A 13,201-nucleotide genomic window follows, 5' to 3' on the forward strand; every position below is an offset into this window, starting at 1 on the left:
TGCGCCGACTGGCGGCGGGCAGGGGCGGTGGACGACGACGCATCGCGACGCGTTCCAGCCGTCGGCGTGACCTCACGCGGTGCACAGGCAGACCGGGCGCCGTTCCGGTTGCCCGGATGCCCTCGGCCGCCCGACCGCGTGAAAGGCTCCTCACACGAGCAGTTGAAGCATGGCATCGACCGCCACTGATCACAAGATATGATCAAGCAGCTATTTTCAGCCGATCCACAGCAGACTCAGCGATCGCTCAGCCGCGCAGCACCTGCCCGGCGCGGGCGCCGGTGAACTCACCGTCGTCGATGACATGGACCCCGGCGAGCAGCACGTGCCGCATGCCGGTGGGGCGCACGTCGGGCACGGCGTAGGTGCCCGCGTGGCCGATGGTGGCCGGGTCGAACACGGCCACGTCGGCGAAGGCGCCCGCACCGAGGAAACCGCGCCCGGTCAGGCCGAACTGGTCGGCGATGGCCGAGGTCATCTTGCGGACCGCCTCGGGCAGGGTGAGCAGGCCGCGCTCGCGGACGTACTCGCCGAGCACGCGGGGGAAGCAGCCCCAGGTGCGCGGGTGCTGGAGACCGACCGGCGGACCGTTGTCGGAGCCGATGCCGACCAGCGGATCCACCATGATCGTCTCGACGTCGGCCTCGTCCATCATGGTGATGACCATGCCCGCGCCCGGGTCGCCGATCAGCACCTCGCACAGCGTGTCGAACGCGTCGGCGGTCCCGGCGAGCTCGGCCAGGGTCCGGCCGGTCACGTCCGGCCGGGTCGCATGCGTGGTCACCAGGACGTCGGCCGGGGTGACCCGGGACCAGAAGCCCTGCGGGCCGGCCGGGTCCTCGGCCGCCGCGCGGACAGCCTTGCGCCCGTCCGGGTCGGCCAGCCGGGCGCGCATCGCGTCCAGCCCGCCGACCTGCGCCGAGCCGGGCAGCAGCGCGTTGAGGAAGGTGCCCCCGGCCAGGTACGGGTACTGGTCGCCGCGCACGTCCACCCCGGCCAGCCGGGCCGCGCGCAGCCTGGCCAGCAGCGCCGGGGCGCCGCCGTGGTTGGCCCGCCCGGCGACCTTGCAGTGCGACACCTGGAGCCGGACCCGGGCCCGGGTGGCGATCTCGATCGCCTCGTCCAGCGCCGCGAGCAGGTGGTCGTCCTCGTTGCGCATGTGCGTGGCGTACGGCCGGTTCCAGCGGTGCGCGACCCGGGCCAGCGCCACCAGCTCGTCGGTGTCGGCGTAGGAGCCCGGCGGGTAGATCAGCCCGCTGGACAGCCCGACCGCCCCGGCCGCGAACGCCGCGTCGGCCAGCTCGCACATCCGCTCCAGCGCACCGGGCCGCAGCCGCTCGTCCATCCCGTTGACGTACGCGCGCAGCGTGTTGTGCCCGACCAGCACCGCGAGATGGTTGGTCGGCCCGGCCGCCTGCGCGTCGTCCAGGTAGCCCGCGAAGTCGCGCGGCAGCACCGGCACCCCGCCCGCGAGCTCGGCGAACAGCGGCCCGGCCGCCTCGATCGTGGCGGCGTCCAGGGGCGCGAACGAGAAGCCGCAGTTGCCGACGATCTCCGTGGTGACGCCCTGGAGCAGCTTGAACGGCTGCGGATCGGCCATCAGCGGCACCGGGTCGGAGTGGCTGTGCGGGTCGAGGAAGCCGGGGGCGACCGCGAGGCCGTCGACGTCGAGGACGCGCCGGGCCGGGCCGAGGCCGGTGCCGACGGCGGTGACGCGGTCGCCGGTGACGGCGACGTCGGCGCGTACGCCCGGCGAGCCCAGGCCGTCGTGGACGGTGCCGCCGCGCAGCAGCAGATCGTGCATGTGCCTCTCCCCGCTCGACCGGACCCGTGCCCGGTGATCCGGCCAGCGTACGCATCCTCCGGCGCGGCGTTGCCGACACCGTGCAACCGATCGTCGGCAGCGCGGACACCTACAGGTATGGACATGATCGGCCGACGGCCGCAGCTCGCCCTGATCGGGCGGGAACTGGCACAGCCCCCGGCACTGGTGCTGGTCACCGGCCCGGCCGGGGTGGGCAGGACCAGCCTGCTCGACGAGGCGGCGCGCGCCTGCCGCGGCGCGGTGCTGCGCACGCGGTGCCACCGCGGTGCCGACCCGCTCGGCCCGGTCGCCGACGCGCTGGCCGCGTGCGGCAGCCTGCTGCCGGCCGCGAAGCTGCTCAGCCCGGCCACCGGCGTGCTGTCCGGGCTCGTGCCGGAGCTGGGTCCGTTGCTGCCGCCCCCGCCCGGCGGGGACGTCGCGCCGCACCAGCTGCTGCGGGCGGTCCGGTCGCTGCTGGGCGCGCTGGGCACCGCCACCCTGGTCGTCGACGACGCGCAGCACCTGGACCCGCTGACGGCCCGGCTGCTGCGGTCGCTGGTCGGCGAGCCGCTGCCCGGCCTCGGCCTGCTGCTGAGCTTCCGGGGCAGGTCGGCGGAGGTGCGCGCGCTGGCCGCCGACGCCACCCGGACCCGGGTCACCGAGATCGAGCTGGACCCGCTGACCCCCGCTGAGACGCACGCGCTGGTCGTGTCGGTGGTCCGCCGCGACGTGTCCGCCGTGCTCGCCGACGACCTCGCCGCGCGGACCGGTGGGCTGCCGCTGCTGGTCACGGGCCTGGCGCGGGTGATGCGGGAGCGGCCCCGGTCCTGGGACGTGCCCGCCGACCGGGCCCGGCACGAGCTCGACGGGCTGCCCGTGCCCACCGGGCTGTACGACCGGCTGCTGGCCGACCGCCCCCTGTCCGCGCCCGCGCTGCGGGTGCTGCGCGCGGCCGCGGTGCTCGGCGACGTCTCCGACGACGAGCTGCTCAGTGCGACCGCGCGCCTGCCCCTGCCGCTGACCGCCGCCGCGGCGGCCGAGTGCGCCGCCGCCGGGCTGCTGCGCGACGACGGCCCGGTCACCGTGGCACCGGAGCTGCTCCGCCGGGCCGTGTACGAGTCAGTCAGCCCCGCCGAGCGCCGGATGCTGCACCGCAGCGCCGTCAAGGCGCTGGACCGTACCGACCCTCGGCCGCTGGACCGGCTGGCCGCGCACGCCCGGCTCGCCGGTCTGCCCGGCTGGTGGCGCTATCTCGAAGCCGCCGCGGACCAGGCCGCCGAACGCGGCGACGCCCCGAACGCGGCGCGGATGCTGCGCGAGGCGCTCAGCGCGCCGGCTCCGGCGCCCGACACCGCCCGGCTGGCGCGCAAGCTCGCCGTCGCCGCCCTCGACGGGCTGGCCCACCAGGACACGGTCGCGCTGCTGACCGGGGTGCTCGACGGCCCCGAGCTGCCCGCCGCCACCCGCGGGGAGCTGCGCCTGCACCTGGGCCTGCTGCTGGTGAACCAGCTGGGCCGGATCGCGGCGGGACGCCGGGAGATCCGCGCGGCCCTGCCCGACCTGGACGCCGCGCCCGCGCTGCGGGCCCGGGCCCTGTCCGCGCTGGCGGTGCCGATGTGGCCGCAGGACACCGTGGACCAGCACCTGAGCTGGCTGGCACAGGCCGACGAGGCGGCCGCCGAGGACGGTGGGGCGCCGGGCGTGGCGGCGGTGCGGGTCAACCGGGTCACCGCGCTGCTCAACACCGGGGATCCGAGCGCCCGGGAGCAGCTGCGGGCGCTGGCGCATCCCGGCCGCACCGGGGCGGAGACGGCCCAGCTGGCGCGCGGGGCGTGCAGCCACGCCGACGCGGCGGGCTGGCTGGGCCACTACCGGCTCGCCGACGATCTGCTCCAGCGGGCCGAGGTGCTCGCGCGGCGGTCGGCGCCGGGGTTCGCCGACTCCATCACCGCGGTCACCCGGCTGCGCCTGGACTGGTGCTGCGGCCGCTGGCAGGGCCTGGCCGACCGGGCCGAGACGCTGCGGTCGGGCCCGGCCGCCCTGCCGCCGGTGGTGCGGGAGGCGCGCCTGGTGCTGGGGCTGGTCCGCCTGGCGCAGGGCGACGTCGGCACGGCCGCCGAGCAGCTGGGCGCGGCCGGTCGCTGGCACGACCCGGACACGGCCGTGCCGGTCACCGTCGCCGCGGCCGCGGGACTGGCCCGGCTGCAACTCGACCGGGGCGACCACCGCGCCGCGCTGGGCACGGCGGAGCAGGCGATCGAGCTGGTACGCGGCAAGCGCAACGGGGTGTGGCTGGCCGATGCCGTGCCGGTGGCCGTCGAGGCGTATCTGGCCTGCGGCGACGTCGCCGGCGCGGCGCGGCTGACGGCGGAGCTGGCCGCCGGGCTGGCAGGCCGGGACGCGCCGCTGGCGGCGGCCGCGCTGGCCGCCGGGGAGGCGAGGATGCTGGCCGCGGCGGGGCGTACGGCCGCCGCCGTCGCGGCACACCACCGGGCGGCGCGGCACTACGCGGCACTGCCGCAGCCGTATGCGGTGGCCCGGGAGCTGGCCGCGGCGGGCCGCTGCCTGCTCGACACCGACCGCGACCGCGGCGGGCACCTGGTGCAGGCGGCCCTGGCCCGGTTCGAGCGGCTCGGGGCGACCCGGGACGCCGGCCACTGCCGGATGACGCTGCGCGCGCACGGCTTCGCCGTCACCCACCGGCGGGGGCGCCGCGGCTACGGCGACGACCTGTCCCCGCGCGAGGCGGAGGTGGCCCGCCTGGCCGCCACCGGCCTGTCCAACCGCGACATCGCGCGGGCGCTGTACCTGTCCGAGCGCACGGTCGAGGACCACGTGGCCCGGGCGATGCGCAAGACCGGGGCGACCTCCCGGCACGGGCTGGCGCCGGAGGTGCCCGGTCGGCGCGACCCGGTGCCCGCGCGGTGATCAAGGCGCCCGTCCCGGCTGATGCCGTCCGCGACGCCGCTGCCGGTAGGGTCCGTGCTCCGGCGGGCCCATCGGCGGTCCGCGACCATGCCACTGCTGCGCAGCGCCGCGCGGAAGGGACACCGTGAGCCAGGAGGAGTTCACCGCCTACTTCGCGGCCCGGTCCGGGCTGGTCCGCCGCAGCGCGTACGTCCTGTGCGGCGACTGGCACGCCGCCGACGACCTGGCGCAGGAGGCGTTCATCCGGCTCGCGGGCTCCTGGCACCGGATGCGCGACCCGGCCGCGGTCGACGCGTACATGCGCACCTGCCTGGTCCGCAGCTACCTGCGCGAGCAGCGGCGCTCCTGGCGCCGGCACGAGGACACGGTCGGCGACCTGCCCGACGCCCCCGACGCCGCCGGCCTGGAGGACGACCGGTTGCAGCGGCTCGCCCTGGTGCGGGCGCTGCGGTCCGTGCCACCCCGGCAGCGGGCCGCGCTGGTCTGCCGCTACCTGTGGGACCTCGACGTCGCCGACACCGCGCGGATCCTGGGCTGCTCGACCGGGACCGTCAAGAGCCAGACCGCACGGGCGCTGGACCATCTCAAGGCAGCCGGCTGGGAGCGTCTGACCAGCGACGAGGGAGCCCCATGAACATCACCCGCGCCCTGGCGGAGCTGGCCGACGACACCGGCGCGCCACCGAGCCGCCTGGACCCGGCCGCGGCGTTCGCGGCGGGGCAGCGCCGCCGCCGCTACCGGCGCACCACCTCGCTGATCGCGTCGGTGCTGGTCGGCGTCGTCGGGGCGGGCGGGGTGGCCCTGGCCGTGGCCGGCCGCCCGCAGCCCGCGCCGCAGCCGGCCCCTGTCGCCACGGACACCCCGGTGGTGCCGCCCTCAGCCGTCGCGCCGCGGGTGCCGACCGGCTCGGCACCGGCCGGGCGCGCGCTGCTGGACTGCGCCTCGGTCGGCGCCCAGGTCCGGGCCGCGCTGCGGGCGCGGGGCTTCGACCAGCGGCTCGCGGTGACCTGCGCGGCCGACCGGCTCACCGCCGTGGCCGACCTGCTGGCCAGCCCGATCCGGGTGCAGCTGGTCGTCACGGTGAGCCTGCACCAGCCGCGGGAGGCCGCGCGGCTGGCCTGCTCCGGGCGGCCGGGGGTGTGCGAACAGGCCGGGTCGGCCCGGCTGGCGCGCGGCGACGGCCTGCTGCTCACGGCGGAGGTGTCCACCGGACTGCCCGTGCCGGGCACGGCCCCCGGACGGCTGCGCGAGCTCGTGCTCGACCTCGACGCCCGGTTGTGAGCCCGCCGGTTTCTTTCCGTACCGGGTACGGGTCGCAAGCCCGTACCCCCGCGAAAGGATCATCGGCGGCTCGGGCGACGGGCCGGGACCTGAGGGGGACGTGGATGGACCGCACGCGCACCGCCGTCGTCGGCGGCGTGCTCGCCGGGCTGGGTGCCCTGCTGGGCGCGCTCTCGCTGGGCACCGCCTGGGCCTGGAGCACCGCGTCCACCCGGGTCGCGATCGTGGGTCTGGCCGACTCGCGGACCCGCCTGGTGTACCTGTTCGACCTCGGTGGCGGCGGCTGGGTGCTCACCCTGCTGCTGCTCCTGGTCGCGGCCGGTGCCGCCGCGGCGGTCGCGCCCGCGCCGGTCGCCCGCGCCGCGGGAGGGGTGGGTGCCGTGCTCGGGCTGGCAGGCCTGGCCGTGATCTGCGCGGTATGGCCCGGCACCGCCCCGACCACCCCGGACCTCGACCTGTTCGGCTTCGCCCGCAGCCACAGCGAGGCAGGTGTCGGCGCCGGGGCCCCGCTCGCCCTGATCGCGATGCTCCTGCTCGGCACCGGCACCGCCCTACTCGGCCTCACCCGGGCCCCCGCCGTGCGCCCGGGTGAGAAGCGATGATCGCCGGTTCCGGTCAGATCATGCGGCTGGGCCGCGGATTCTGACCGCGATCGGCGATCATCCCGACCCGCGCTACCGGACGGGGATCCACTCGGTGGCGGTGGTGACCTCGCGCAGGGCGTCGGGGTCGGGGGTGACGCCGGTGCCGGGGCCGGTCGGGACGGCCAGGTGGCCGCCGTCCAGCACGAACGGGTCGGTGACGTCGCGGCGGAAGTAGCGGTCGGAGGCCGAGGTGTCGCCGGGCAGCACGCAGCCGGGCAGGGCGGCCAGGGCCACGTTCGCGGCGCGGCCGATGCCGGTCTCCAGCATGCCGCCGACCCAGACCGGCACGCCGTTGGCGGCGCACACGTCGTGGACGCGGCGGGCCTCCAGGTAGCCGCCGACCCGGCCCGGCTTGATGTTGATCACGGAGGTGGCGCCCAGCGCGATCGCGTCGGCCGCCGCCCGCGCACCGGTGATCGACTCGTCCAGGCAGATCGGGGTGCGCACCTGCCGGGCCAGCTCGGCGTGGCCGCGTACGTCGTCCTCCGGCAGCGGCTGCTCGATCAGCAGCAGGTCGAACGGGTCCAGTCGGGCCAGGTGCCGGGCGTCGGCCAGCGTGTACGCGGTGTTCGCGTCCACCTGGAGCAGGATGTCGCCGAACCGCTCGCGTACGGCCCGCACCGGCGCCACGTCCCAGCCGGGCTCGATCTTCAGCTTGATCCGCAGGTAGCCCTCGGCGAGGTAGCCCTCGACCGCCTCCAGCAGCTGCGGGATCGAGTCCATGATGCCGACCGACACCCCGGCGGGCACCCGGTCGCGGACCGCGCCCAGATGCGCGGCCAGCGGCAGGCCGTGCTCGCGCAGCCAGGCGTCCAGCAGCGCGGTCTGCACCGCCGCCTTCGCCATCGGGTGGCCCTTGATCTTCGCGAACGGGGCCTCGGTGCGGCGCGGGTCGGCGTCGGGCAGCCCGGCCAGCGCCGGGATGAGGAACCGCCGGATCACCTCGGCCGCGCCCTCGACGTACTCGGCGGAGTAGAGCGGGGCCGACATGGCGACGCACTCGCCCCAGCCCTCGGCGGTGCCGGTGACCGCGCGCACCAGCAGCACGTCGCGGTCCAGCTCCACCCCGAACGAGGTGCGGAACGGGCTGACCAGCGGCATCGCGATGCGGCGCAGCTCGAAACCTTCGATCATCGGGCGACCTCCAGGGTGTACCAGCCGTCGCGGCTCATCCCGGTGATCCGGTAGCCGGCGTCCAGGGCGGCGCACAGCGCCTCGCGTACCGGCCGGCGCCAGGCCAGCGCGGCCGCCGCGTCGCGCTCGCGCAGCGCCACCACGTCGTCGGGCACCGCGACCAGCAGTGGGCGGCCGTCCAGCGGCACCGCCGCCGGGCGGGGCTCCTGCGCGGCGGTGCGGTCGAGCAGCACCGCGCCCCCGACGGCGCGCAGCGCGGCCAGGTCGACGTCGCGCACGTCGCCGCGCGCGGCCGCCCGTGCCCGCGCCGACAGCAGGTCCCAGCTCAGGTAAAGCCGGTCGGTGGCCTCGCCGGTGTTGATGCCGTCGTTCATCTCGCCGTAGAAGTCCGGCAGGTACGCCGCGGCGCGGCCGCCGAGCTTGTGCAGGTTGACGTACGCGTTGCGGCGGACCAGCGGGTCGAAGGTCCAGCAGATCTCGGTGATCCCGCGCGCCAGGCACCAGGCCCGCTGGTGCTGCTTGAGGGCGTACCCGATGCCGCCGCTCTGCGCCGCCGGGTCGACCCCGGCGATGTGGGAGTGCAGGTGGCCCACCCCGAAGAAGGCGACCGCCGCAGCGACGAGCACCCCGTCGCGGTACGCCCCGGCCACGTAGTTGCCCGCGTGCTGCATCGCCCGCAGCGTGGCCCGGTTGATGAGCTGGTCGGGCGAGTCGGCGTGCCAGATCCGGCAGAACAGTCCGGCGGCCTCGTGCTGGGCGGGCACGGTGTCGAGTTCCCGGATCTCCAGCCGCAGCCGGGCGGCCGTGGACTCGGCCAGGTCCGCGGCCTCGCGCGCCAGCTCATCGGGCAGCGCGGCGGGCCGGTGATGATCGGGAAGGTAGACCATGCGTGTAGTGAACCACCCCCGCCGACCTGGGTCAGACGGAGGCGGCCAGGGTGAGGGCGGTGGTGAGGCTGTCCGGGGTGAGCACCCCGTCGGGCAGCTCGTCGGGCCAGCCCGGTCCCGCGGCGAGCACCAGGGCCGGGCGGCGGGGCATCGCCAGCAGCTCCGCCAGCACGCCGGTGTCGGCGGTCTGCGGGGCGTGCGACCAGATCAGCACGAACGCGGGGCCGGTGCGGCGTACCGCGTCGAGCAGGGAGCGGGCCGGGACGCGGGCGCCCAGCAGCCGGCTACCGACGCCGCGCTCGGCCAGCGCCGCCGACAGCGCCTCCAGCGGCAGGCTGTGCTGCTCGTCGTCGGCGCAGGCCAGCAGCACCGGCACGGGCGTGCCGGGCGCGGGCCGGGGCACCGCGCCGAACACCTCGGTGACGCAGCGCGACACCAGGTGCTCGACCTCGATCAGGCGGCTGGTGGCGGCGTGCCGGGTGCCGATGCCGACCAGAACGGGGCAGATCAGGTCCTGCCAGGTCGCGGTGACGCCGTGCTCGGCGACGGCCTGGTCGATCAGGTCGCGTACGGTCAGCGCGTCCAGCCGCATCGCGGCGCGGGCCAGCCCCCGGGCCTGCGCTCCGGCCCGGCCGACGGCGACGGTGTGCCCGCCGCCGTCGCGGTGCGGGCGCGGCTGCTCCGGTTCGCCGGGCGCGGCGAGGGCGATCCGGGCCGCCTCGGCCGCGGGGACGCCGTGCGCCGTCAGCCGCCGCATCGTCTCCAGCCGGACCAGGTCGGCGGCGTCGTAGCGGCGGTGGTGGCCGGGGGCGTGGCCGCCCGGACCCAGCCCGTATCGCTGGTGCCAGGTGCGCAGCGTGGTCACGGCGATGCCGAGCCGCCGGGCCACCGCCCCCGCGCTCAGCCCCTCGTCGTCGCTGCCGTCCACCACGCGTTGCAGCCTACCGCAGGCTAATATTGCGTTGATTCCTGAATCGTTATCCGGCGCGGCGGCGTTTGCGTGCGTGCAGTTTCGGGGAAACTGCTGCTTTGGTACGGCCGATTCCGGCAGTCTCCCCGAAACTGCCCGGTCGCGCAGCCCCGATGCCGCGCGACGGCCGCGCAGGAGGATGTGGTGCGGATGAAGACCGCGGTGGTGCTGTTCACGCGGGATCTGCGGGTGCACGACCAGCCCGCGCTGGCGGCCGCGTGCGCGGCGTACGAGCGGATCGTGCCCCTGTTCGTGCTCGACCCGAGCCTGAAGGTGCCCGCCAACCGGCGCCGCTTCCTGCTGGAATGCCTGCTCGACCTGCGGGAGAGCCTGCGCGGGCGCGGCAGCGACCTCGTCGTGCGCGCCGGCGACCCCGTCGCCGAGGCGGTCCGGCTCGCCAAGCAGGTCGGCGCGGCCGGGATCGGCGTGACCGAGGACTACGGGCCGTACGCGCTGCGCCGCCAGGACCGGCTGGCCCGCGCCTGCGCCCGCGAGCGGATCGCGCTCAAGCTGTTCCCCGGGGTGACCGTGGTGCCCGCCGGGCAGGTCACCCCGACCACCGGCGGCGACCACTACAAGGTGTTCACGCCGTACTTCCGGGCCTGGCAGCAGGTCCGGTGGCGCTCGACCGCACCGGCGCCGCGCACCGTCCCGCCGCTGCCCGACGGGCTGGCCGGCAGCGATCCGCACCGGGTGCTGACCGGCGCGAAGGCCGAGTCGCCCAGCCCGATGCCGGGCGGGGAGACCGAGGCGCTGCGCCGGTTCACGGCATGGCTGCCGCAGGCCGGAGACTACGCGGCCCGCCACGACGACCTGGCCGGGGACGCGACCTCGCGGATGAGCCCGTACCTGCACTTCGGGTGCGTGTCGCCGCTGCGGCTGGCCACCGCCCCGGGCGTGGCCGACGCGTTCGTACGGCAGCTGTGCTGGCGCGACTTCTACACCCAGGTGCTGGCCTGCTTCCCGAAGCTGGGGACCGCGGCCTACCGGGCCGGGGCGCAGGAGCAGTGGCACGACGACGCGGACGCGCTGGCCGCGTGGCAGGCGGGCGAGACCGGGGTGCCGCTGGTCGACGCGGGCATGCGGCAGCTCGCGGCCGAGGGCTGGATGCACAACCGGGCCCGGCTGGTCACCGCGTCGTACCTGACCAAGACGCTGGGGCTGGACTGGCGCGAGGGCGCCGCCTGGTATGCCCGGCTGCTGCTGGACGCCGACGTGGCGAACAACTTCGGCAACTGGCAGTGGGTGGCGGGCACGGGCACCGATACGAAGCCGTACCGGAAGTTCAGCCCGCAGCGGCAGACCGAGCGCTACGACCCCGCCGGCGCCTACATCCAGCGCTGGACCGGCCGCTGAGCCACACCCGCCCTCCCCCGCCCGGCCGATGCCCGGCGGGCGGGCGGCGGTGCGAACATGCGGCCCGTGGGATCTCTGCGTGGCGTACGCCGCATCGCCGGACTGGTACTGATCATCGTCGCCGTGCTGCTCGTCGCGTTCGGGGCGTACCAGCTGCGCATCATGGCCTGGGACAGGTCCACCGGCAGCGTCTCGGCCTGCACCGAGCACTCGACCGGGACCGGCACCAAGCGCCGCGTCTACCACGACTGCACCGTCACCTGGGCCGACGCCGGACAGACCCACCAGGCGCCGGTGACCTTCGACGGCCCCGCCGACCCGTCCGGCACCACGCAGGACATCGTGGTCAGTGGCGGCGACGCGGCCCCGGCCGGGGCGGCGGGCTCCGGCCCGTTCATCATCGGTTTCGGGGTGTTGTTCCTGCTCGTCGGGCTTGTGGCCCGGCTGGGCGGGCGCAGGCAGGAGTAAGTTCGCGGGCAGGAGGTGCCGGTGACGACACGCAGCGCGGGGTACGAGGCCAGCCCGGCGCCCGCCGCCGCCCGCGGCCTCGTGCTGATGCTGCACGGCGGCGCCGAGAGGGGGCGGGGCCCCGACCACCGGGCCCGCCTGTCCTACCTGCGGATGCTGCCGTTCCTGCGCGCCCTGCCGTCCGACGTGCTGGTCTGGCGGCTGCGCTACCGCTACAACGGCTGGAACGGGGCGGACGCCGACCCCGTGCGCGACCTGGAGTGGGCGCTCGGGCAGGCCGCCGAGCTGCGGCCGGGGCTGCCGGTGATCCTGGTCGGGCACTCGATGGGCGGCCGCGCCGTGCTGTGGGGCGGCGGCGGCGCGCAGGTCGCGGCGGTGTGCGCGCTCGCCCCGTGGATCGAGCCGGGCGACCCGTACGAGCAGCTCGCGGGCAGGCAGGTGCTGATCGCACACGGCGACCGGGACTGGATCACCGACCCGGCCGCCTCCCGCCGGTACGCCATCGCCGCCGAGGAGGCAGGCGCCCGGGTGACGTACCTCGACGTCAGCGGCGACGGGCACGCCATGCTGCGCCGCGCCCGCCACTGGCACTGCCTCGTCGGCGCCTTCATCTCCGCCGTCCTCAACGGCGACCCCACCAGCCCCCTCCCCTGCTGAAACCCACCCGCCCCGGACCCGCGTGCCCACCCACCCCGGACCCGCTTGCCCTCCCGCCCCGGGCCGGTGCACCCCTCCCGCCCCGGGCCGGTGCACCCCTCCCGCCAAGTTGCCGGGCAATCGGGCGAATGTGAGCCCATCATTCGCCCGATTGCCCGGCAACTTGCCCGCGGATGGGCCCGCGGATGGGCGAGGTGACGCGGGCCGGGCGGGGCCGGGCTATCGTGTGGCGGTGGTTCTGCCGACCTCGCCGCCGATCCGGTGGATGCACGCGTTCATCGATCTGCCCGTCGACCGGTTCGACGCCGGGGCCGCGTTCTGGCTCGCGGTGACCCGGACGCGCCTGTCGGCGCGGCGCGGGGCACGGGGCGAGTTCGCGACCCTGCTCGCCGACGAGGGCGACGCCCACCTGAAGGTGCAGGTCGTCGGCGGTGCGGGCGGCATCCACCTGGACCCGGGCACCGACGATCCGCAGGCGCTGGTCCAGGCCGCACTCGACCTGGGCGGCAGTGTCGTGGCGGTCGCGGAGCGGTTCACGGTGCTGCGCTCGCCGGGTGGGCTGCTGCTGTGCGCGGTGCCGTACCAGGGCGAGTCGGCGCGTACGCCCGTCGTCGCCGGGCCGGGCGGGGCCTTGAGCCGGGTCGACCAGGTGAGCGTTGACGTGGCTCCGTCGCGGTACGACGCCGAGACCGCGTTCTGGGCGGGACTGACCGGCTGGGACCTGGCGCAGGGGTCGCGTCCGGAGTTCCGGGTGCTGCGGCCGCCCGCGCACCTGCCCCTGCGGATCCTGCTCCAGCGGCTGGACGAGGAACAGCCCACCGGGGCGCACCTCGACCTGGCCTGCTCGGACGTGGACGCGGTCCGCGCCTGGCACGAGTCCCACGGCGCGACCACCGTCGCCCGCCACGAGCGCTGGACGGTGATGCACGACCCCACGGGCTCCGTCTACTGCCTCACCTCCCGAGACCCCGCCACCGGCACCCTCCCCGCCACCTGAGCAGGCCGATCCCGCCACCTGGGCCGGGCAAGATCGCTGTTTCCGGTTCGGGTGTGTGCTAGAAACCGACGTTCT

Annotated in this window: 12 protein-coding genes; 8 read left to right on the forward strand and 4 right to left on the reverse strand. The window is 76.3% G+C overall.

From position 1 onward, the window contains the following. Positions 1 to 247: 247 nt before the first annotated feature. Positions 248 to 1,804, reverse strand: coding sequence for an amidohydrolase family protein (locus tag Cs7R123_RS08850; protein ID WP_212825027.1), 1,557 nt, complete (start codon positions 1,802 to 1,804; stop codon positions 248 to 250). A gap of 123 nt (positions 1,805 to 1,927) precedes the next feature. Here Cs7R123_RS08850 and Cs7R123_RS08855 point away from each other — a divergent pair, with 123 nt between their 5' ends. From Cs7R123_RS08855 to Cs7R123_RS08870, 4 genes are all read left to right on the forward strand, one after another. Beyond that, positions 1,928 to 4,732 carry a LuxR C-terminal-related transcriptional regulator gene (locus tag Cs7R123_RS08855; RefSeq protein ID WP_212825029.1) on the forward strand — a complete coding sequence of 935 codons (2,805 nt, stop codon included), beginning with the start codon at positions 1,928 to 1,930 and terminating at the stop codon, positions 4,730 to 4,732. A 124-nt stretch (positions 4,733 to 4,856) separates the two neighbouring features. Continuing rightward, the gene (locus Cs7R123_RS08860; protein WP_212825031.1) at positions 4,857 to 5,366 is read left to right on the forward strand and encodes a SigE family RNA polymerase sigma factor; all 510 of its coding nucleotides are present in this window, start codon (positions 4,857 to 4,859) and stop codon (positions 5,364 to 5,366) included. Further along, positions 5,363 to 6,013: a hypothetical protein gene (locus Cs7R123_RS08865; RefSeq protein ID WP_212825033.1), complete on the forward strand. Its 651-nt coding sequence runs from the start codon at positions 5,363 to 5,365 to the stop codon at positions 6,011 to 6,013. The genes Cs7R123_RS08860 and Cs7R123_RS08865 overlap by 4 nt, the downstream gene beginning before the upstream one ends. Positions 6,014 to 6,117: 104 nt before the next feature. Then, entirely contained in the window at positions 6,118 to 6,615 is a 498-nt protein-coding gene (locus tag Cs7R123_RS08870) for a hypothetical protein (protein ID WP_212825035.1), read from the forward strand. A gap of 72 nt (positions 6,616 to 6,687) precedes the next feature. Here Cs7R123_RS08870 and menC read toward each other — a convergent pair whose 3' ends face one another. From menC to Cs7R123_RS08885, 3 genes are read right to left on the reverse strand one after another with little or no spacing between them, the layout of a single operon-like run. Next, positions 6,688 to 7,791, reverse strand: a complete 1,104-nt coding sequence (gene menC / locus Cs7R123_RS08875; RefSeq protein WP_212825037.1) for an o-succinylbenzoate synthase — start codon at positions 7,789 to 7,791, stop codon at positions 6,688 to 6,690. Then, entirely contained in the window at positions 7,788 to 8,678 is an 891-nt protein-coding gene (locus Cs7R123_RS08880; protein WP_212825039.1) for a GNAT family N-acetyltransferase, read from the reverse strand. The genes menC and Cs7R123_RS08880 overlap by 4 nt, the downstream gene beginning before the upstream one ends. Positions 8,679 to 8,709: 31 nt before the next feature. Beyond that, the gene (locus Cs7R123_RS08885) at positions 8,710 to 9,606 is read right to left on the reverse strand and encodes a MerR family transcriptional regulator (RefSeq protein ID WP_212829023.1); all 897 of its coding nucleotides are present in this window, start codon (positions 9,604 to 9,606) and stop codon (positions 8,710 to 8,712) included. 186 nt (positions 9,607 to 9,792) lie between these two features. Between Cs7R123_RS08885 and Cs7R123_RS08890 the strand changes: the two genes are divergently transcribed. The 4 genes from Cs7R123_RS08890 (at position 9,793) to Cs7R123_RS08905 (ending at position 13,126) form a co-directional block, all read left to right on the forward strand. Then, positions 9,793 to 11,004, forward strand: coding sequence for a deoxyribodipyrimidine photo-lyase (locus Cs7R123_RS08890; RefSeq protein ID WP_244871707.1), 1,212 nt, complete (start codon positions 9,793 to 9,795; stop codon positions 11,002 to 11,004). Positions 11,005 to 11,070: 66 nt separating this feature from the next. After that, positions 11,071 to 11,472, forward strand: a complete 402-nt coding sequence (locus tag Cs7R123_RS08895) for a hypothetical protein (protein WP_212825041.1) — start codon at positions 11,071 to 11,073, stop codon at positions 11,470 to 11,472. A gap of 21 nt (positions 11,473 to 11,493) precedes the next feature. Continuing rightward, entirely contained in the window at positions 11,494 to 12,129 is a 636-nt protein-coding gene (locus Cs7R123_RS08900; RefSeq protein WP_212825043.1) for an alpha/beta hydrolase, read from the forward strand. A 232-nt stretch (positions 12,130 to 12,361) separates the two neighbouring features. Continuing rightward, the gene (locus Cs7R123_RS08905) at positions 12,362 to 13,126 is read left to right on the forward strand and encodes a VOC family protein (protein WP_244871708.1); all 765 of its coding nucleotides are present in this window, start codon (positions 12,362 to 12,364) and stop codon (positions 13,124 to 13,126) included. Positions 13,127 to 13,201 lie beyond the last annotated feature (75 nt).

Origin of the sequence: Catellatospora sp. TT07R-123, from assembly GCF_018327705.1 — a bacterium.
GTDB lineage: Bacteria > Actinomycetota > Actinomycetes > Mycobacteriales > Micromonosporaceae > Catellatospora.

Excerpts from the sequence above, each read along its gene's own strand:
- Cs7R123_RS08880 (WP_212825039.1), bottom strand. The coding sequence starts at position 8,678 with ATGGTCTACCTTCCCGATCATCACCGGCCCGCCGCGCTGCCCGATGAG.
- Cs7R123_RS08870 (WP_212825035.1), top strand. The coding sequence starts at position 6,118 with ATGGACCGCACGCGCACCGCCGTCGTCGGCGGCGTGCTCGCCGGGCTG.
- Cs7R123_RS08855 (WP_212825029.1), top strand. The coding sequence starts at position 1,928 with ATGATCGGCCGACGGCCGCAGCTCGCCCTGATCGGGCGGGAACTGGCA.
- Cs7R123_RS08865 (WP_212825033.1), top strand. The coding sequence starts at position 5,363 with ATGAACATCACCCGCGCCCTGGCGGAGCTGGCCGACGACACCGGCGCG.
- menC (WP_212825037.1), bottom strand. The coding sequence starts at position 7,791 with ATGATCGAAGGTTTCGAGCTGCGCCGCATCGCGATGCCGCTGGTCAGC.
- Cs7R123_RS08850 (WP_212825027.1), bottom strand. The coding sequence starts at position 1,804 with ATGCACGATCTGCTGCTGCGCGGCGGCACCGTCCACGACGGCCTGGGC.